The sequence below is a fragment of the Streptomyces sp. NPDC085944 genome, from assembly GCF_040686295.1.
GTDB classification, from domain to species: Bacteria; Actinomycetota; Actinomycetes; order Streptomycetales; family Streptomycetaceae; genus Streptomyces; species Streptomyces salinarius.
Genome location: NZ_JBFBJX010000008.1, coordinates 382,488 through 401,519, shown reverse-complemented (window position 1 = coordinate 401,519; position 19,032 = coordinate 382,488). Strand labels below are relative to the sequence as shown.

At 70.7% G+C, this 19,032-nt stretch carries 12 protein-coding genes and 1 pseudogene; 10 read left to right on the top strand and 3 right to left on the bottom strand.

Translation table 11 applies throughout. The features are described 5' to 3' along the window. The first annotated feature begins 178 nt into the window (after nt 1-178). Together AB0P07_RS19035 and AB0P07_RS19030 are read left to right on the top strand one after the other, a co-directional pair. Nucleotides 179-1,705 (top strand): AAA family ATPase, encoded by a 1,527-nt coding sequence (locus AB0P07_RS19035; RefSeq protein ID WP_365552009.1) that lies wholly within the window; start codon nt 179-181, stop codon nt 1,703-1,705. A gap of 120 nt (nt 1,706-1,825) precedes the next feature. Continuing rightward, a complete protein-coding gene (locus AB0P07_RS19030; protein WP_365552007.1) occupies nt 1,826-4,156 on the top strand; it encodes a heavy metal translocating P-type ATPase in 2,331 nt (776 codons plus the stop codon). 185 nt (nt 4,157-4,341) lie between these two features. Here AB0P07_RS19030 and AB0P07_RS19025 read toward each other — a convergent pair whose 3' ends face one another. Continuing rightward, nucleotides 4,342-4,548 carry a dsRBD fold-containing protein gene (locus tag AB0P07_RS19025; RefSeq protein ID WP_365552005.1) on the bottom strand — a complete coding sequence of 69 codons (207 nt, stop codon included), beginning with the start codon at nt 4,546-4,548 and terminating at the stop codon, nt 4,342-4,344. A 273-nt stretch (nt 4,549-4,821) separates the two neighbouring features. Between AB0P07_RS19025 and acsA the strand changes: the two genes are divergently transcribed. The 6 genes from acsA to ppk2 all read left to right on the top strand — a co-directional run bounded on the left by acsA (nt 4,822) and on the right by ppk2 (nt 11,585). After that, entirely contained in the window at nt 4,822-6,612 is a 1,791-nt protein-coding gene (gene acsA / locus AB0P07_RS19020) for an acetate--CoA ligase (protein ID WP_365552003.1), read from the top strand. Continuing rightward, nucleotides 6,609-7,703 carry a pyruvate dehydrogenase (acetyl-transferring) E1 component subunit alpha gene (gene pdhA, locus AB0P07_RS19015; protein ID WP_365552001.1) on the top strand — a complete coding sequence of 365 codons (1,095 nt, stop codon included), beginning with the start codon at nt 6,609-6,611 and terminating at the stop codon, nt 7,701-7,703. The genes acsA and pdhA overlap by 4 nt, the downstream gene beginning before the upstream one ends. Further along, the gene (locus AB0P07_RS19010) at nt 7,700-8,695 is read left to right on the top strand and encodes an alpha-ketoacid dehydrogenase subunit beta (protein ID WP_365552000.1); all 996 of its coding nucleotides are present in this window, start codon (nt 7,700-7,702) and stop codon (nt 8,693-8,695) included. Before pdhA ends, AB0P07_RS19010 begins: the two co-directional genes overlap by 4 nt. Nucleotides 8,696-8,697: 2 nt before the next feature. After that, nucleotides 8,698-10,077 (top strand): dihydrolipoamide acetyltransferase family protein, encoded by a 1,380-nt coding sequence (locus AB0P07_RS19005; protein ID WP_365551999.1) that lies wholly within the window; start codon nt 8,698-8,700, stop codon nt 10,075-10,077. Nucleotides 10,078-10,079: 2 nt separating this feature from the next. After that, nucleotides 10,080-10,325: an acyl carrier protein gene (locus AB0P07_RS19000; RefSeq protein ID WP_365551998.1), complete on the top strand. Its 246-nt coding sequence runs from the start codon at nt 10,080-10,082 to the stop codon at nt 10,323-10,325. Nucleotides 10,326-10,781: 456 nt separating this feature from the next. After that, entirely contained in the window at nt 10,782-11,585 is an 804-nt protein-coding gene (ppk2, locus tag AB0P07_RS18995) for a polyphosphate kinase 2 (RefSeq protein WP_365552028.1), read from the top strand. A gap of 48 nt (nt 11,586-11,633) precedes the next feature. Here ppk2 and AB0P07_RS18990 read toward each other — a convergent pair. Both AB0P07_RS18990 and AB0P07_RS18985 read right to left on the bottom strand, forming a co-directional pair. Further along, nucleotides 11,634-11,834, bottom strand: a pseudogene (locus tag AB0P07_RS18990) (universal stress protein); the annotation flags it as partial. Nucleotides 11,835-11,846: 12 nt separating this feature from the next. Next, the gene (locus AB0P07_RS18985) at nt 11,847-15,515 is read right to left on the bottom strand and encodes a hydantoinase B/oxoprolinase family protein (RefSeq protein ID WP_365551997.1); all 3,669 of its coding nucleotides are present in this window, start codon (nt 15,513-15,515) and stop codon (nt 11,847-11,849) included. 156 nt (nt 15,516-15,671) lie between these two features. Between AB0P07_RS18985 and AB0P07_RS18980 the strand changes: the two genes are divergently transcribed. After that, the gene (locus AB0P07_RS18980; RefSeq protein WP_365551995.1) at nt 15,672-16,721 is read left to right on the top strand and encodes a hypothetical protein; all 1,050 of its coding nucleotides are present in this window, start codon (nt 15,672-15,674) and stop codon (nt 16,719-16,721) included. A 279-nt stretch (nt 16,722-17,000) separates the two neighbouring features. Next, the gene (locus tag AB0P07_RS18975; protein ID WP_365552026.1) at nt 17,001-18,971 is read left to right on the top strand and encodes an APC family permease; all 1,971 of its coding nucleotides are present in this window, start codon (nt 17,001-17,003) and stop codon (nt 18,969-18,971) included. Nucleotides 18,972-19,032: the final 61 nt, after the last annotated feature.

Below are 19,032 nucleotides of genomic sequence, written 5' to 3'. Positions count from 1 at the left end.
TCCCCCACGCGGGCCGGCCGGCACGGGTGCGATGCACCGGGTCGGCGGCGCCCGGATGCAGCAAGAAGGGCGATGAGGTACCCCTCAGAAGGAGAAAACACCATGTTCACACGGAGTGGAGGCCGCCTCGTGAGGTCAGCAACCGTCAGCGCGGGCCTTGCCGCACGAGAGGCTCGTTGTGCCTGAGCCGGGGCGTCGCGAGGGTCCGGCCAAGGCACAGCGCGCGGACGTCTGTGAGACGCACACCGCGGTGGTCCTCTTCGTGGAGGATCGCGTGTACAAGCGCAAGAAGCCGGTGACTCTGGGCTTCTTGGACTACACCACCTTGTCGTCGCGTCGCGCCGTGTGCGAACGCGAGATCGAACTCAACCGGCGCTTCGCTCCGGACGTGTACATGGGCCTGGGCGAGCTCCGTACCCCGGGTGAGCGAGAGGCCGAGCCACTCGTGGTGATGCGGCGCATGCCCGATGATCGCCGTCTGTCTCACCTCGTACGGACGGGAGCACCCGTCGACGACGCCCTACGGACCGTCGCCAGGCAACTGGCCGCCTGGCACGCCGCCGCACCCCGGGGCCCCGCCATCGCGGAACAGGGCACACGGGACGCCCTGGCCTCACGCTGGGAGGCCGGCTTCGCTCAGGTGGACGCCATGGCGGCCGAAGGCCCGACGCCGGGTGGGACGGCGGAGGTCGAACGGCTGGTCCGCCGCTATCTCGAGGGACGCAAGCCCCTGTTCGACCTCCGCATCGAACAGGACCGGGTGCTCGACGGGCACGGTGACCTCCTCGCAGACGACATCTTCTGCCTCGACGACGGACCTCGGATCCTCGACTGCCTGGAGTTCGACGACCGTCTCCGCTACGTCGACGGTCTCGACGACGCCGCGTTCCTGGCCATGGACCTCGAACTGCTCGGTGCACCCGAAGCCGCAGCGCTCTTCCTCACCCAGTACGGCGAATACTCCGGTGACCCCGCACCGCCGTCCCTGTGGCACCACTACGTCGCCTACCGTGCCTTCGTCCGAGCCAAAGTGTCCATGATCCAGGCGCGGCAGGGCGCGCCCGGGGCGCAGGCGGCGGCGCGACGGCTCGTCCTGATGGCGCTGCGCCATCTGAGGGCCTCGGCCGTCGGCCTGACACTCGTCGCCGGACTTCCCGGCACCGGGAAGTCCACGCTGTCCGGCGCGCTGGCCGACCGTCTCGGAGCGGTGCTGCTCAGCAGTGACCGTGTGCGCAAGGAGATGGCGGGGCTCTCCGTGCAGGAGAGCGCCGCGGCCGATTACGGCGAGGGGCTGTACACCCCCGAGTCGACGGCCAGGACCTACGCCGAACTGCTGGACCGGGCAGCAGCTCTCATGGCCCGGGGCGAATCCGTGGTTCTGGACGCCACGTGGATCGACTCGGCCCAGCGCGAGGCAGCGCGGCGCACCGCCGAAATCGCCGGCGCCGACCTCGTGGCCCTGCACTGCCACGTGCCCGGCGACGTGGCAGCTGCCCGCCTGAACACCCGTACCTCCGGCGCTTCCGATGCCGACCTCGGCGTGGCCGACGCCATGGCGGCCGAAGAAGAGCCATGGGCCGAGGCGGTCGGCGTCGACACCAGCGGCTCCCTGGGCTCCGCGGTCGCCCAGGCTCTGGCAGCTGTCCGACCCTGGGGCTCGGACCAGGCCAAGGTGTTCCGACGTCCCTACATGGAGCCGGACTGACGTACGACGATGCCCGACCGTCCCCGTGGGGGGGGCCGATCGTCACTGGCCCAGGGGGGCACGCCGCGCTTCCATGGAGGGAGCGACCGACGTTGCCGCGCCGCACGGACCGAGGTGCCCATGAACCGCTTCCTCCTCGTCGCGCGACTGCGCCGCTCAACGGCGGCCATCGCATCCCCCCGACTCGAGCACGGCCTCCTCGCTGTCACGACTGCGGCTCTGGTGGGTGGAGGCGTTGCCCATCTCCTGGACGCCTCCGGTCTGGCGGACCTCTTCTGGGGGCTGGGCACCGTGGCCGCCCTCGTTCCCGCAGTGGGCTGGGTACTGGTCGCACTCCGGCGCGGGCACGCGGGCGTGGACCTGATCGCCGTACTCGCGCTCGGCGGCACCCTGGCCGTCGGTGAGTACCTGGCCGGGACCTTGATCGCGCTCATGCTGGCCACGGGCCGCACTCTGGAGGAAGCTGCTCAGCGCCGCGCCTCCCACGACCTGCACGCCCTGCTCGCGCACGCGCCCCGCTCGGCACGACGTCGCACCGACGAAGGCGTGGTCAGGGTGCCGCTGGGAGAGGTCGCTGCCGGGGACGCACTGGTCGTCGGCCCGGGTGAGGTCGTCCCGGTCGACGGCAGCGTCGAAAGCGCCGAAGCGGTCCTCGACGAGTCGGTGCTCACCGGCGAACCGCTCCAGGTCACGCGCCATCGGGACGAGGGGGCACGCAGTGGCGCGGTCAACGCCGGCGGCGCGTTCGACCTGCGCGCCACCGCCACCGAGCAGGACAGCACCTACGCCGGCATCGTGCGCCTCGCCCAGCAGGCCGGCGCGGAATCGGCGCCTGTGGTGCGGCTGGCGGACCGGTACGCCGCCTGGTTCCTTCCGCTGGCACTCGCCACGGCGGCACTGGCGTGGCTGGTCAGCGGCTCCCCGGTGCGCGCGGTCGCCGTACTGGTGGTCGCCACTCCCTGCCCCCTGCTGCTGGCCGCCCCGGTCGCCGTCGTCTCCGGTCTTTCCCGTGCCTCCCGCCGCGGTGTGGTCGTCCGGGACGGTGGAGCACTGGAGAACCTGGGCCGGGCCCGCACCCTGCTGCTGGACAAGACGGGGACCCTGACCGTGGGCCGTCCTTGTGTCCTGGACGTGGTGGCCGCCCCGGGGCGCGTGCCGGCGGATGTCTTGCGAACGGCCGCCTCGCTGGACCAGTTCTCGCCTCATGTGCTGGCCCAGGCCATCGTCGACACCGCTCGGACGCAAAGGCTGGAGCTGTCGGAGCCGACCGAGGTGACGGAGGAACCGGGCCGGGGGGCCCGGGGCGTCGTCGAGGGTCACCGGGTCTTCATCGGTCGCGACGACGCCGCCCGGGCGCGGCCTGCTTGGGCGAAGGCGGTCGACAACCGCGCCCTCCTCGACGGGGCGACCGTGGCATGGCTCGCTGTCGACGAGCGCCTCACCGGTGCCGTCCTGCTGCGTGACCCCCTGCGCCGCGACGCTCCGCACGCCGTGCGCCGGCTCCGGGACGCCGGCATCGGACGACTGGTGATGCTCACGGGCGACCGAGCGGCCACGGCTCAGGAGGTGGCGGCCGTTCTGGGACTCGACGGCGTCCGCGCCGAGCTCGCTCCTGCCGACAAGGTGGCCGCCGTGCGCGACGAACGCAGGCACGCCGTCACGGTGATGGTGGGCGACGGGGTCAACGACGCACCCGCCCTGGCCGCCGCGGACATCGGAGTCGCCATGGGTGCCCGGGGCTCCACGGCGTCCTCCGAAGCCGCCGACATCGTGCTCACCACGGACCGCGTCGACCGCCTGGCCGACGCCGTCGTCATCGCTCAGCGATCGCGCCGTATCGCTGTGCAGAGCGCCCTCGGAGGCATGCTGCTGTCGCTGGCCGCGATGGCCGCGGCCGCTCTCGGCCTGATCCAGCCCGCCGCCGGCGCCCTGCTGCAGGAGGGCATCGACGTCGCGGTCATCCTCAACGCCTTGCGGGCCCTGCGCGCCGGCCGTGCCGAGCAAGTGGTCCTCGCACCGGCCACCGAAGCCCTCGTCCACCGGTTCGCCGCCGAGCACGACGACCTGCAGGATGTCCTCCAGGCGGTGCGTGCCGCCGCGGACCGCCTTTCCGGGGTTCCCGAGCCGGCGGCACTCGCGAGCGTCGAGGAGGCGCACCGGCTGCTCACCGAGCGACTGCTGCCGCACGAGTACGCCGAGGAGCATCAGCTCTACCCGGCTCTGGCACCGGTACTCGGTGGCCCGGAGTCCACCGCGACGATGAGCCGCGCGCACACCGAGATCGGACGTCTGTCCCGCCGCATCGCCACCCACCTGCAGCTCGCCCACGCGAACGGCGGCCTGGCCTCCGAACAGCTGGACGACCTCCGCTCCTGCCTGTACGGCCTCAACACCGTGCTGCGCCTGCACTTCGCCCAGGAGGAGGAGAACTACTTCTCCCTGGCCCCGTGACGTGGGCCCCACGCCGGTGGATGCCGCGTTCGCTCGCGGCGGCAGCCTCGACGATGCAGAGCGACTCGTCGACGCAGGGCAACGCCGCGCCGCGTCGGCTGTCGGTCACGTGGCTCAGCTCCTCACTCACCCTGAGCCGGGACCCCGCAGCCGCGTGGCCGCGACGTCGCGCTCGGCGACGTCCATCAGTTGCCGAGCGACTTCCGCAAGCCGCGTCCTGCGGCCGGCTCGTCGCCGGTGTCCGGCACGCGCGCGTCGGCCGCTTGGTGATGTGCGGTCCCGCGACCGGTGAGCGCCGTGGTACCGGTGTCCACCACCACATGCGCCTTGGTGGCTCCGTCGTCGTCCTCGAAAAGGTGGAGACGCACTTTCCGTTCCGTGGTGTGCGACACGGCTTCTCCTCGCTTCGTTACGGACCCGGTGCGTGCGGCGAAATCCATGGAGCTTCCCCCCGGGGCCGCCCGGCAGCCCCCGCGGGGCCGACCGGTTGGTGTCCCTGATCGGTACGGCGCCGTCGCCGCCCGTGCGGCCGCAGCTCCGGGGGGCGACGCCGCCCCGCCCCCTCACCTCGACGACACGCTCTGCCACTGTGCCTGCCCTGAGATGCGAGGAGAGTCTGGCTCGGTGACCCTGGAAAGCGGGGGACGGTGCCGGGAGGAGCGCCCATGCACTGGGAAACCATCCACAAACAGACCGCGCCGGTCGTCCCGCCCCGCCTCGCCGAGTACGACCGCGCCCGCTCGGCGTTCACCTGGTCGCAGGCGCGCGCCGAGTTGTCCGGGCTTCCCGGCGGCGGACTCAACATGGCGCACGAGGCCGTCGACCGGCACGCGTCCTCGGCGGACGCGGACAAGGTCGCGCTGCGGTGCGTCGCACGCGACAACTCCGTCTCGACGGTGACGTACGCGGAACTGTCCCGTCGTACGTCCCGCTTCGCGAACGTCCTCCGCTCACTCGGCGTCGGGCGCGGGGACCGGGTGTTCACGCTGCTCGGCCGCTGCCCCGAGCTGTACACCTCGGTGCTGGGCACCTTGAAGAACACCAGCGTGCTCTGCCCGCTCTTCTCCGCTTTCGGTCCCGACCCCGTGGAACAGCGCCTGCGGCTCGGAGACGCCCAGGTGCTGGTCACCACCGCGGCTCTCTACCGACGCAAGGTGGCCGGGCGACGCACGTCGGTGCCCGGGCTGAAGCACGTCCTCATCGTGGGGCCCGGTGCCGAAGAGCTGCCCGGAACGGCGTCCTTCGACGACCTCGTGTCCGAGGCCCGGGACACCTTCACCGTGCCGGCCACCTCGCCCGAGGACATGGCTCTGCTGCACTTCACCAGTGGCACCACCGGGACCCCCAAGGGCGCCGTCCACGTCCACGAGGCCGTCGTCGCCCACCACGCCACGGCCGCGTACGCGCTCGATCTGCACCCGGAGGACGTGTACTGGTGCACGGCCGACCCCGGCTGGGTCACCGGCATGTCGTACGGGATCATCGCTCCGCTGGTCCACGGTGTCACGGTGGTCGTCGACGAGGGGGACTACGACGCCCGGCGCTGGTACCGGATCCTCGGTGAACAGCGCGTCACCGTCTGGTACACGGCCCCCACCGCCCTGCGCATGCTGATGCGTGCCACGCCGCGCCAGGGCCCGTACGACCTGCCGCGCTCCTACGACCTGTCCGCCCTGCGTTTCATCGCCTCCGTGGGCGAGCCCCTCAATCCGGAGGCCGTCGTATGGGGTCGGGACGTGCTGGGCCTGCCGGTGCACGACAACTGGTGGCAGACGGAGACCGGCAGCATCATGATCGCGAACTTCGCCGCATGCGAGATCCGTCCAGGCTCGATGGGGCGGCCGCTCCCCGGTGTCGAGGCGACCGTGCTCAAGCAGGACGCCCAGGGCCGGGTCCAGCTCACCGACGGCAAGGTGGCGGAAGTGGAAGGCCCCGGGGTGGAGGGCGAACTGGCGTTGCGGCCGGGATGGCCGTCGATGTTCCGCGGCTATCTGCACGACGACGGGCGTTACGAGGCCGCGTTCGCCGACGGCTGGTATCTGACGGGTGACCTGGTCCGCCGGGACGCGGACGGGTGGTACTGGTTCGTGGGACGCGCCGACGACGTCATCAAGTCGGCGGGACACCTGATCGGCCCGTTCGAGGTGGAGAGCGCGCTGCTGGAGCACCCGGCAGTCACCGAAGTCGGGGTCATCGGACGACCGGACCCGGTCGCCGGCAACGTCGTCAAGGCGTTCGTGTCGCTGGGGCACGGCGTGGAGCCGACCCCGGAGCTGAAGAGGGAACTGCTGTCCTTCGGCCGCCGCAGGCTGGGCCCCGCCGTCGCCCCCAAGGAGATCTCGTTCGACCAGAACCTCCCCAAGACCCGCAGCGGCAAGGTGATGCGCCGCCTGCTGCGGGCACGTGAACTCGGTCTGCCCACAGGCGACGTGTCAACCCTGGAGGGAACGGCATGAGCGTGGCCCGCCCGACCCGCACCCAGAAGGCTCCGGCCCCTTCGAAGTCCGGCAGAAAGCCGAAGTCCTCCAAGGGCGAAGCGAGCGCCCGGCCTCCCTCCGCCCCGCACGGGACCGCCGGACACAGGAGGGACCTGCTGCAGGCGATGCTGCGCGTCCGGCGCTTCGAGGAACGGTGCGTAGAGCTGTACAGCGCCGCCAAGATCCGCGGTTTCGTCCACCTCTACATCGGTGAGGAGGCCGTGGCCGTCGGCGTCAACGAGAACCTGACCCCGGACGACGCGGTCGTCTCCACCTACCGCGAGCACGGGCACGCCCTGGCCCGTGGCATCCCGGCCGAGGCCGTCATGGCGGAGATGTACGGCAGGACCACGGGATGCAGCGGCGGCAGGGGCGGCTCGATGCACCTGTTCGACGCCGGCCGCCGCTTCTACGGCGGCAACGCCATCGTCGCCGGCGGCCTTCCCCTGGCCGCCGGCCTCGCGCTCGCCGACCGGCTGCGCGGACGGGACCGCGTCACCTGCTGCTTCTTCGGCGACGGCGCTTTCGCCGAGGGCGAGTTCCACGAGACCGCGAACCTGGCCGCACTGTGGGATCTCCCCGTGCTGTTCATCTGCGAGAACAATCTCTACGCCATGGGCACGGCCCTGGAGCGGCACGAGGCGCAGACGGACCTTGCCATGCGCAGCGCCTCGTACGGCATGATCGCCTGGGCCGTGGACGGCATGGATGTCGAAGCCGTCGAACGGGCCGCCCGGAAGGCCGTCGAAGGCATCCGCGCCGGCACCGGACCGCACCTCCTGGAGTTGCGCACCTACCGCTTCCGCGCCCACTCGATGTACGACCCGGACCGGTACCGTCACAAGGCGGAGGTGGAGCGGTGGAAGGAGCGGGATCCGATCGTCCTCCTCTCCGAGCGCATGCGGGAGAACGGTGAACTGGACGACAAGGAACTGGCTCGTACCGAGCGACGTGTCGGCCGCGAGGTGGACCGCGCCGTCGAGGCGGCGGAACAGGGACCCGAAGAACCGGTCGAGCACCTGCTCCGCCACGTCACCGGTTCCACGGCCGGGAGGGTGGGCCGACCGTGAGCGGCGACGTGAAGCAGCCGGAGAGCACCACCTACCGGGAGGCGATGCGCGAGGCGCTCCGCGAGGCCCTGCGCTCCGACGACCGGGTCTTCCTCATGGGCGAGGACGTGGGCCGGTACGGCGGGTGCTTCGGCGTCAGCCTCGGCCTGCTGGAGGAGTTCGGCCCCGAACGCGTCCGCGACACCCCGCTGTCCGAATCGGCGTTCGTCGGCGCCGGCATCGGCGCCGCGCTGGCCGGGATGCGCCCGATCGTCGAGATCATGACCGTCAACTTCAGCCTGCTCGCTCTCGACCAGATACTCAACAACGCCGCCACACTTCGCCACATGTCGGGCGGCCAGCTCGCCGTACCGCTGGTCATCCGCATGACCACGGGTGCCGGACGCCAGCTCGCCGCGCAACACTCGCACAGCCTGGAGGGCTGGTACGCGCACATTCCCGGCATCCGCGTTCTCGCCCCTGCCACCCTTGAAGACGCCCGTCACATGCTGCCCTCGGCGCTCGCCGATCCGGACCCGGTGCTGATCTTCGAACACGGAAGCCTCTACAACGTCTCCGGCGAACTCCCGTCGACGGTACAGACCGTGGACGTGGACCACGCCGCGATCCGCCGCCCCGGCACCGACGTCTCCCTGATCACGTACGGGGGTTCGCTGCCCAAAGTCCTGGCGGCGGCGGACGAGCTGGCCACCGACGGCATCAGTGCGGAGGTGATCGACCTCCGCACGCTCCGCCCCCTCGACCACGCGACCGTCACCGCCTCCGTGGCTCGCACTCACCGTGCGGTGGTCATCGACGAGGCGTGGCGGACCGGGAGCCTCGCCGCGGAGGTTTCCGCCCGCATTGCCGAGGACGCGCTCTACGACCTGGACGCGCCCGTGGAGCGGGTGTGCAGCGCCGAGGTGCCCGTTCCGTACGCCCGTCAGCTCGAGGAGGCCACCCTGCCGCAGACCGCTGACATCGTCGCGGCCGTCCATGGGGCGGTGGACTGATCATGGCGGAGTTCACCATGCCGTCCCTCGGCGCGGACATGGACGAGGGAACCCTCACGGAATGGCTGGTGCGGACCGGTGACCACGTCCACCGGGGCGAGCCGGTCGCGGTCGTCGAAACCGCCAAGTCGACCATCGAGGTGGAGTGCTTCGACACCGGGATCGTGACGGAGCTCCTCGTCGAGCCCGGCAGGACCGTGCCGGTGGGCACACCGCTCGCTCTGATCGGGTCGTCCGAGAAAGCACGGCCCACCCGGCACGCCCCCACGGAGGTCGAGCCGTCCGGGCCCCCCGCACCGGAACCCTCCCGGGAGCCGCCCTCATCACCGCCTGGTTCCGTGCCGGCACCGGTACCCTCCGCCGCCCGGCTGCCCGGACACCTCGAGACAGGCCCCTTGGCCCGGCACCTCGCGGAGCGGAGCGGTGTCGACCTGGACGGGCTGCACGGCTCCGGACCGGGAGGACGTGTCACCCGAGCGGATGTCGAACACGCGGCAGCGGCCCGACCCGGTACGGCGCCGCCTCGTGCGCGCGCCACCCCCTTCGCCCGGCGGCTCGCCGCCGAACTGGGCGTCGACCTCGCCACCGTGACGGGCACGGGGAGTCACTCGGCGATCCGGTCCTCGGACGTCCGCCGGGCGGTGCCCGGCCCACACCCGGCGCCACCCGCGCCCGAAAGCCCCCTGGCCTCCTCCGCCAGTCGCCCGTCCGAAGACCGGACGGCGGCCATGCGTCAGGCGATCGCCGGCCTGATGAGCCGCGCCAACCGTGACATCCCCCACTACTACCTCTCGACGACCGTGGACATGGCGGCCGCTGCGGACTGGCTGCGCGAGCACAACCGGCGCAGCCCCGTCGGTGAGCGGCTGCTCCCCGCCGCCCTGCTGCTCAAGGCCGCGGCACTGGGCGCCCGGGAGGTGCCCGACCTCAACGGCTTCTGGACCGAGGACCACTTCACGGCCGCCGACGGCATCCACCTCGGCGTAGCCGTGTCGCTGCGGGGCGGTGGGCTCGTCGCCCCCACCCTGCACCACGCCGACACGCTTCCCCTTCCCCAGCTGATGAGGGCCCTGAAGGACCTGGTCAACCGGGCCCGCACGGGCAGACTGCGCGGTTCCGAGGTGTCGGGGGCCGGCATCACCGTCACGAATCTGGGCGATCAGGGTGTGGAGAGTGTCTTCGGCGTCATCCATCCACCCCAGGTGGCCCTGGTCGGCTTCGGGCGTGTGGTCGACCGGCCGTGGGCCGTCGACGGCCTTCTGGGAGTACGGCCCGTTGTCACGGCGACCCTCTCGGCGGACCACCGGGCGACGGACGGCGCCGTCGGGGCCCGCTACCTCGCTGTGGTCGCCCGTCTCCTCCAGACCCCGGAGCACCTGTGAACATGAACAGAACCGACGCTCTCGAGATGGTCAGGCAAGCGATCTCCTCGGTGATCCCCGACGCCGATGTCGCCGGCCTCGCACCTCAGGACGAGTTTCGCGAGGCGCTTGAGATGGACTCGCTGGACTTCCTGAACTTCCTGGAGGTTCTCGGCGAACGGGCCGGTGTCCACATCGATGACGAGGACACGTCCCGGCTCAGCACGCTGTCCGCCAGCGCCGACTTCCTGATCACCCGCACGCGGTGAGGACGGTTCTTCGGCGTCGCCGTGACTCCGAGGATCAGGCAGGGCTCCATGTCCTCATCCGGAAACGGCGCACATGACGGCGGTGGTCCTCGCCGTGTTCTGCGGAGCCCTTGCCGCATGGCTGGCCTGCCGGGCCGCCGGCCTGCCGGAGGGCCGTCCCTTGGACATCGCGCCGGTGGTGGGAATGGTGCTCGGCGGACTGCTGGCTGGTGGCTGGTGGCTGGCAGCGCATGGCACGGGTGGCGGAACTGCTGCCAGGACGGTAGCGCCGCCACGAGGAGGCCGTACACCGGGACAGCACCTGCCCCGGTGCGCGGCGACGGCCACGCGGTCGCACGGCCCACCCGCGTGCCCTGCGAGCACGGGGACACCGACCGACGTGCGCATGCGCTGCTCGTGACCGACCACTACCGTGCTGACACGGAGGGCATCGGATCGCGGGGGGCTGGAGGTGGCATGGCAGGCAAGAAACTCCGGACGATCTCACGCGGAACGTACGAGACGGAGTTGCTGCGCTTGCAGACCGAACTGGTGAAACTCCAGGAATGGGTTGTGACCGGGAAGAAGCGCGTTGCGGTGGTGTTCGAGGGCCGGGACGCGGCCGGGAAGGGCGGCGCCATCAAGCGGCTCACGGAACACCTCAACCCCCGAGTGACGCGTGTCGTGGCACTGCCCCGACCGACCGAGCGGGAACGCTCACAGTGGTACTTCCAGCGGTACGTGGAGCACCTGCCCGCGGGCGGCGAGATCGTTCTCTTCGACCGCAGCTGGTACAACCGGGCCGGGGTCGAGCGTGTCATGGGGTTCTGCACCGGTGAAGAACACCGTCGGTTTCTGCGACACTGCCCCGTCTTCGAAAGGATGCTCGTCGAGGACGGGCTCCTGCTGCGGAAGTACTGGTTCTCCGTGAGTGATGTGGAGCAGCAGAAGCGCTTCCGGCGTCGCCTCGAAGACCCGCTGAAGCGCTGGAAACTCTCGTCGGTGGATCTGGAGTCGATCACCCGGTGGGAAGCCTACTCTCGCGCCAAGGACGAGATGATGGCGGCCACGGACACTCCCGAGTCCCCGTGGTACGTGGTGGAGAGCGACGACAAACGTCGGGCCCGGCTCAACATGATCGCCCACTTCTTGGACTCCGTCGCCTACCACGACGTGCCGCCCCCCTCACTCACCCTCCCGGAACGCCCTCCCTCGACCGGATACGCACGGTCACCCAGGGAGCTGCAGACGTACGTCCCGGACCACGCGGCTCGCTTGTGACAGGTGATCGGGCGAGGCCACCGGCACCGACGTCGTGCGGCGAACCCCTCACGCGACCTGTGGCACCACTGCGACCGGGCAGGCCGCGTGCTGCAGCAGCGTGTGGGCGACCCGCCCGAGCTGAAGGCCGAGACGGCCCGACCGGTGACGGGCCCCGACGACAAGGAGGTCGGCTGCGGCCGTCTGATGGACCAGCACCTTGCGGGCCGGGATCGTATCGCCGGACACGCTCCGCAGCGGTACCGACGGTGTTCTCAGCCATCACCTGCCCCGAGGGGCGTTCCGTCGGCCGTGCTCCCTCGTCGCGAAGGCGTCGGCCGCGGTTCCGTAGCCGCCACCGCCTGGGGTGACCATGACGAACACGTCACCAACCTGCACCGCAGTGGAGCCACAGGCCGCCATGGGCACAGCAACGCCGTCGCGTTCCACGCAGTGGTGTCCGAGGGCACCCGGCTCGCCGCCGGCCATCCCGTAGGGAGGGATCCTGCGGTGTCCCGACAACACACTGATCGTCATCGCCTCGCGGAAGCGGATCCTGCGTACCACGCCGTCTCCCCCGTGCCACCGGCCGGCGCCGCCGCTGCCGCGTCGTACGGAGAACTGCTCGACGAGGATCGGCAGGCGCATCTCCAGGACCTCCGGGTCGGTCAGGTAGGAGTTGGTCATGTGCGTCTGGACTGCCGAGGCACCGTGGAAGCCGGGGCCTGCTCCGGCCCCCGAGGCGACCGTTTCGTAGTACTGGTGGTGTTCGTTGCCGAACGTGACGTTGTTCATCGTGCCGCTCCCCTCCGCCTGCGTACGCAGCGCGGCATAGAGGGCTCCGGTGACGGCCTGGGAGGTCTCCACGTTGCCGGCCACGATGGCGGCGGGTGGCTCGGGAGCCAGCATCGATCCACGCGGAACGACGAGGTGCAAGGGCCGTAGACAACCGTCGTTCAGCGGGATGTCCTGCGCGATGAGGGTGCGGAAGACGTACAGCACGGCAGCCGTGACCACGGAGGTCGGCGCGTTGAAGTTGGATTCGAGTTGCGGTGAGGAGCCGGTGAAGTCGATGGTCGCGCCGCGTCGGCGGCGGTCCACGTCGACGCGTACGGCGATCACCGCTCCGGAGTCCGTCTCGTACCGGTACTCCCCGGTGGTGAGGGTGTCGAGGGCCTGGCGGACCGCTTCCTCGGCGTTGTCCTGAACGTGGCGCATGTAGGCCTGGACCGCGTCGAGACCGAAGTGCCGGATCATGCGGTTCACCTCGTCGACGCCTTTGGCGTTGGCGGCGATCTGGGCGCGGAGGTCGGCCAGGTTGGTCGTGGGGTTGCGTGACGGGTAGGGCGCGCTGGTGAGCAGGTCCAGAGTCGCTGCCTCGCGCAAGCGGCCGTCCTGGAGCAGGAGCCAGTTGTCGAAGAGGACGCCTTCCTCGTCGATGCTGCGGCTGTCGGCCGGCATCGAACCAGGGGTCAGGCCGCCGATCTCCGCATGGTGCCCCCGGGAGGCGACGTGGAACAGCACACGGTCGGCGTGCGGCGTGCCGGCTTCCCCGAAGACGGGCGTGATCACGGTGATGTCGGGCAGGTGGGTGCCTCCGTGATAGGGGTCGTTCACCGCATAGGCCTCTCCCGGCCGCATGCGTCCGGCTCGGCGGCGGACGATTTCCCTGACCGCGGTGCCCATGGATCCGAGGTGAACCGGGATGTGCGGCGCGTTGGCGACCAGGTTGCCCTCAGGGTCGAAGAGCGCGCAGGAGAAGTCGAGGCGTTCCTTGATGTTGACGGACTGGGCCGTCGCGGCGAGCCTGGCTCCCATCTGCTCGGCGACGGAGACGAACTGGTTGTTGAAGATTTCCAGCAGCACCGGGTCCGCGCCGGTGCCGGCCCGGTCCGGGGGCACGGCGGCGGACCGGGTCAGGCGGAGATGACCATGTGCCGTGACGGATGCCTGCCAGCCGGGGTCGACGACGGTGGTCGCGTTGTCCTCGGCGATCACGGCGGGTCCTGGCAGCACCGCCGCTGGATGCAGTTGCTCGCGCTCGTACAGCGGCACGGTCCGCCACTCACCTCCGATGTGGAGGCGCGTGGAGCGTACGGCGGCCTGGTCGTGCGGTGCCTGCCGGCTGCCCAGCCGGCCAAGATCGGGCCGGGACGTCAGTCCTCGGGCCTCGACGGACAGGGCGTCGACCACCACGGGGCGGTCCAGCAGGAACGAGTAGAGCGCGCGGTGTCGCTCGGCGAACGCTCGTTCCATGACGTCCCGGCCGCCGAGGGGCACGGTCACCGTGGTGTCGGTCCCGTCGTAGCGCAGGCGCGCCGTCCGGCTGACGCGTACGCGCTCGTCCGCTGTCCCCTGATCGGCGAGCGCCTGTCGGGCGGCGGACTCGAGCTGCTCCGCGACCTCACGGACATCGCTCATGTGGGCGTCGTCCAGCGCCAGCTCCAGGGAGCGCTCGTGCACGGTCGTGAGGTCGGCCAGCCCGATGCCCAAGGCGGACAGCACACCCGCGAGCGGCGGGACGAGGACCGTGCGGATGCCCAGCGCGTCGGCGACGGCGCAGGCGTGCTGCCCACCGGCCCCGCCGAACGAGGTCAGAGCGTATGCACGGACGTCGCGGCCTCGGTGTACGGAGATGCGCTTCACCGCGGCGGCCACGTTGGCGACCGCCACCCGGAGAAATCCCTCGGCCACCTCTTCGGGGGACCGCCGGTCGCCGGTCGCCCGGCGGATGCGGGCCGCGAGATCGGCGAACTTCCGTCGCACGACGGTCTCGTCCAGCGGTTGGTCGCCGCCCGGGCCGAACACGCGCGGGAAGTGGGCGGGCGGGATGCGCCCCAGCATCACGTTGGCATCGGTCACCGTCAGCGGGCCACCGGCCCGGTAACAGGCCGGCCCCGGGCGCGCGCCCGCAGAGTCCGGACCCACCTGGTACCGACCGTGGTCGAAGCGCAGCACCGAACCGCCACCCGCGGCGACCGTCTGGATGTCGAGCATCGGCACCTGGAGCCGGACACCACCGATGTGGGTGACCGGAACCCGGTCGAACTCACCCGCGTAGTGGGACACGTCCGTCGAGGTACCGCCCATGTCGAAGCCGACGACGCGGTCGTGTCCGGCCTGCTGCGACAGACCGGCCATGCCGACGATGCCGCCGGCCGGGCCGGACAGCACCGCGCTGCTGCCTCTGAAGTGGTCCGCCGCCGCCAGGCCGCCGTTCGACTGCATGAACATCAGCGGGACGCCGGGCAATTCGCGGGACACCTCCCGCACGTACTCGCGCAGCACCGGTGAGAGGTAGGCGTCGACGACGGCCGTGTCCCCGCGCAGCACGAGCCTGGTGAGTGGGGACACCGTGGAGGAGAGAGTGACCTGGGGGAAACCGAGGGAGGCGGCGAGTCGCCCTACCGACTGCTCGTGCCCGGGGTGGAGCGCACTGTGCAGGCAGACGACCGCGATCGCGCGGAGCCCGTCGGCGTACGCGTCCCGGAGCTGAACCGCCAGGGTGTCCAGATCAGGTGCCCGTAGCACTTCGCCCTCGGCGGTGACGCGCTCGTCGACCTCGATGACGCGTTCGTACAGGGCCTCGGGGAGCTCGATCTCTCGGGCGAAGAGGTCCGGTCGGTTCTGGTAGCCGATGCGAAGGGCGTCACGGAAACCACGTGTGATCACCAGTGCGGTGCGCTCTCCGGCACGTTCCAGCAGGGCGTTGGTCGCCACCGTCGTGCCCATGCGGACGCTGTGGACCGCGTCGCTCGGAACGGGTTCCTCCGGGTCCAGGCCCAGAAGGCGGCGGATGCCCTCGACGGCAGCGTCACGATAGCGAGCAGGGTCCTCGGACAGCAGTTTGAGCGCGGCTACGCGGCCGTCGGGTCCTTGTGCCACGACGTCCGTGAAGGTTCCACCCCGGTCGATCCAGAACCGCCAACCTGCAAGGGAGCTGGTGGGCATTCCCGTCCTCCTTGGGTGCTGTCGGCGACGTCGCCACCTCCTGAGTCCCAGGATGAGCGATCCCCGCCGAAACGCGAGGCGACCGCGGCACATCGGCCACACCCCTTCCATACTGGAACTGGACCACGCACACGGAGGTACGGGAGGTGGCCGCTCATGGCCTCTCTTACGGTGGGGGTGTGCCGCGAGATCACCCCGGGAGACCGTCGTGTGGCTCTTCCGCCGGAGTCGGTGCCCCGGGTCCGCACCTTGGGTCTCGACGTACTTGTGGAGACCGGTGCCGGTGAACGTCTGGGGCTGACCGACCCTGAGTACCGGGCCGCAGGCGCAGGCATCGGCTCGCGGGACGAGGTCGTCGCCGGCTCCGACATCGTGGTGGCGCTCCGACCTCCGGCATGCGTCGCGGGACGTGTGCTTCGACGTGGCCAGGTGGTGGTTGCCCTGCTGGCCGTTCTCCGCGCCCCGCTGAGCACCCCTTTCCTCATCCACAAGTGGGCTGACGAGGGACTCACCGTCATCGCCCTGGACCTCGCCGGCGACGCGGAAGCCGCGGGCTCGCCGCTCGACGCCGCTGCCTCGCTGGAGCAGCTGGCGGGCTACAAGGCCGCTCTGCTCGCAGCCGACCTCCTCGACCGGCCGGTGTCGGCGGGAGGCGGTGCCGCGCTCCCCGGAACAGCGGCCCGTGCCCTGATCGTCGGCCACGGACCGGCCGCGCGTCAGGCAGGGCGCACTCTGGAGGCGTGCGGGACGGAGGTGCTCACCGCAGACGACGCCCCGTCGGATCTTCGCGACCGGGACATCGTCGTCACGTCGCTGCGCCCCTGGCTCTACGACCGTCCACGGATCGTGCTGACCGCCGAGTCGCTGGCAACCATGCGTCCTGGTTCCGTGGTCGTCGACATGGTCGCTGATCGGGACGGCGGGAACGTGGAGGGCTCGGAACCGGAGGCTGTGGTCCGCACCGCATCCGGCGTGCTCGTGGCGGGGGCGGGCCGACTTGCCGAGCGGCTGCCCCGGGTCGCGTCCGACGCCTATGCCAGTCACGTCATCGCTCTACTGCAGCGCATCGCTTCCGGGGGAGTCATCGACATCGACCCCGCGGATCCTGTGCTGTCGGCGGTGCTGGTCACACATCGCGGGCTCGTCCTCCGGGACAGCGTCTGGCGTCCCATCATGGAGCAGATGACCGTGGCTGGGCTGCCTTGAGCGTGCACCAACCTGAAACCGCAGTTGGAAGGAATGGTGGGACCGGTTCCTGCCCGCTGCGGCCGGGCGGCCCTCGAGAACGTGCGGATCCTCGCCAAGCTTCACACCGACCCCGGCCGCGCCACCCAGCTCCTCCGCGCCCTGCTTGTCCTGACAGATTTCGAAGTCAGCCGCTGACCGGGCTGCTGACCTGCGTCGGGGCGATGGTCCTTCTGATCGGCAGGCTGCCGCTCTACCTTCGCTACTGTGATCAGGATCTCCGAGGTGGCGAAGCGGCTGATGGTCGGCCGTGCCCTGCGCAGCAGTGAGATGGGGCAGACGCTGCTTCCCAAGCGTGTAGCCCTGCCGATTTTCGCCTCGGACCCGCTGTCGTCGGTGGCGTACGCGACGCAGGAGATCTTGTTGGTGCTCACGCTGGGCGGGCTGGCGTATGTGCATTTCACGCCGTGGATCGCGGCGGCGGTCGTCGCGCTGATGACGGTGGTGGTGCTGTCGTACCAGCAGGTCGTGCGCGCCTATCCGAGTGGTGGGGGCTCCTACGAGGTCGTGTCCGCGAACCTCGGCGAGGGGGCCGGTCTGGTGGTGGGGGCTGCCCTGCTGGTCGACTACGTGATGACCGTGGCGGTGTCGGTGGCTTCCGGCGTGGACAACATCATCTCCGCCGTCCCCCAGCTGCACGCCCAGCGGGTGCCGCTGGCTTTGGGCTTCGTGGCGCTGCTCGCGATGGTGAACCTGCGGGGAGTGCGCGAGTCCGGGCGGGCCTTCGCCGCGCCGACGTACCTGTTCGTCGGCGGCGTCCTCCTCATGATCGCCACCGGGCTCTTCCGGTATCTGGTCGGGGACGCGCCCGTCGCCGAGAGCGCCTCGTACGGCATCCGGCCGCAAGGGGGCGACGCGCAGCTGGCCGGTGTGGCGCTGGTACTGCTCGTGCTGCGGGCGTTCTCCAACGGCTGCACCGCGTTGACCGGCGTGGAGGCGATCTCCAACGGGGTTCCCGCCTTCCGTAGGCCGAAGTCGCACAACGCGGCGATCACCCTGGCAGTGATGGGGCTCATCGCCGTGGCGATGTTCGTCGGTGTCACCACGCTCGCGATCGTGGCCAAGGTCCACATCGCGGATGACGCCTGCCGGCTCACCGGGCTGGGTCAGGACTGTTCCGCCTACCAGCAGCGCACGGTCATCGCCCAGGTCGCGGCCGCGGTCTTCGGCGGGGAGAGGAGTGTCGGCTTCTACTACATCCAGGCGGCGACCGCGCTTGTTCTGGTCCTCGCCGCGAACACCGCGTTCAATGGTTTCCCGCTTCTTTCATCGGTCCTCGCGCAGCGCCGCTACCTGCCTCGCCAGCTGCACAGCCGGGGAGACAGGCTCGCCTTCTCCAATGGCATCGTGGCGCTGGCCGTAACCGCCGGCTTGCTGCTGTGGGGGTTCAAAGCCAGCGTCACGGCCCTGATCCACCTGTACATCCTGGGCGTCTTCACCTCCTTCACGCTCTCGCAGACCGGCATGGTCCGGCACTGGAACCAGGCCCTGTCCACAGAGAGCGACCTCGCGCTGCGGCGCCGCCACCGCCTCGCCAGGGTCATCAACTCGGTCGGCGCGATGTTCACGGGCCTGGTCCTGGTGGTGGTCCTGTTCACAAAGTTCCTCGACGGCGCTTGGCTGGCCGTACTCGCCGCCGGCGTGCTGTGGCTGCTGATGCGTGCCATCCGCATGCGTTACGACCGCACCGCCGCCGAGCTGACCAGCACCGACCCGCACGCCGACCTCACCTCGCCTTCCCGTGTCCTGGCGATCGTGCTGGTCTCCAGCGTCCACAAACCGACGCTCCGGGCGCTGGCCTATGCGCGTGCTTCCAAGCCTGACCGGCTCGAGGCGCTGACGGTCGCCGTCGACCACGAGGAGACACGTGTGCTGGAAGAGCAGTGGCAGCGGCTAGGCGTCAACGTGCCCCTCAAGGTCCTGGACTCCCCCTACCGTGAGGTCACCCGGCCCGTCGTCGACTACGTACGCTCGCTCAGCCGCGAGAGCCCGCGCGACATGGTCGGCGTCTACATCCCCGAGTACGTCGTCGGCCGCTGGTGGGAGAACCTGCTGCACAACCAGTCCGCACTCCGGATCAAAGCAGGCCTCCGCTTCGCTCCGGGCGTCGTGGTGATCAGCGTGCCCTGGCAGCTCATCTCCTCCGCGCGGGCCGACCACCACGGTGCACGTGCTCCGGGTTCCGTCCGCCGCGGCGAACCGCCGCGCTGACCGGAGCCGTCCGGAGCCCCGGAGGGCGGGTGCAGCTTGCGGACACCGCGGACCGTCGTTT

Bases quoted from the DNA above. Each gene is read 5' to 3' on its own strand.
- AB0P07_RS18975 (WP_365552026.1), top strand. From the start codon at position 17,001: ATGGTCGGCCGTGCCCTGCGCAGCAGTGAGATGGGGCAGACGCTGCTT.
- AB0P07_RS19030 (WP_365552007.1), top strand. From the start codon at position 1,826: ATGAACCGCTTCCTCCTCGTCGCGCGACTGCGCCGCTCAACGGCGGCC.
- AB0P07_RS19005 (WP_365551999.1), top strand. From the start codon at position 8,698: ATGGCGGAGTTCACCATGCCGTCCCTCGGCGCGGACATGGACGAGGGA.
- ppk2 (WP_365552028.1), top strand. From the start codon at position 10,782: ATGGCAGGCAAGAAACTCCGGACGATCTCACGCGGAACGTACGAGACG.
- AB0P07_RS19000 (WP_365551998.1), top strand. From the start codon at position 10,080: ATGAACAGAACCGACGCTCTCGAGATGGTCAGGCAAGCGATCTCCTCG.
- AB0P07_RS18985 (WP_365551997.1), bottom strand. From the start codon at position 15,515: ATGCCCACCAGCTCCCTTGCAGGTTGGCGGTTCTGGATCGACCGGGGT.
- AB0P07_RS18980 (WP_365551995.1), top strand. From the start codon at position 15,672: ATGGCCTCTCTTACGGTGGGGGTGTGCCGCGAGATCACCCCGGGAGAC.
- acsA (WP_365552003.1), top strand. From the start codon at position 4,822: ATGCACTGGGAAACCATCCACAAACAGACCGCGCCGGTCGTCCCGCCC.
- pdhA (WP_365552001.1), top strand. From the start codon at position 6,609: ATGAGCGTGGCCCGCCCGACCCGCACCCAGAAGGCTCCGGCCCCTTCG.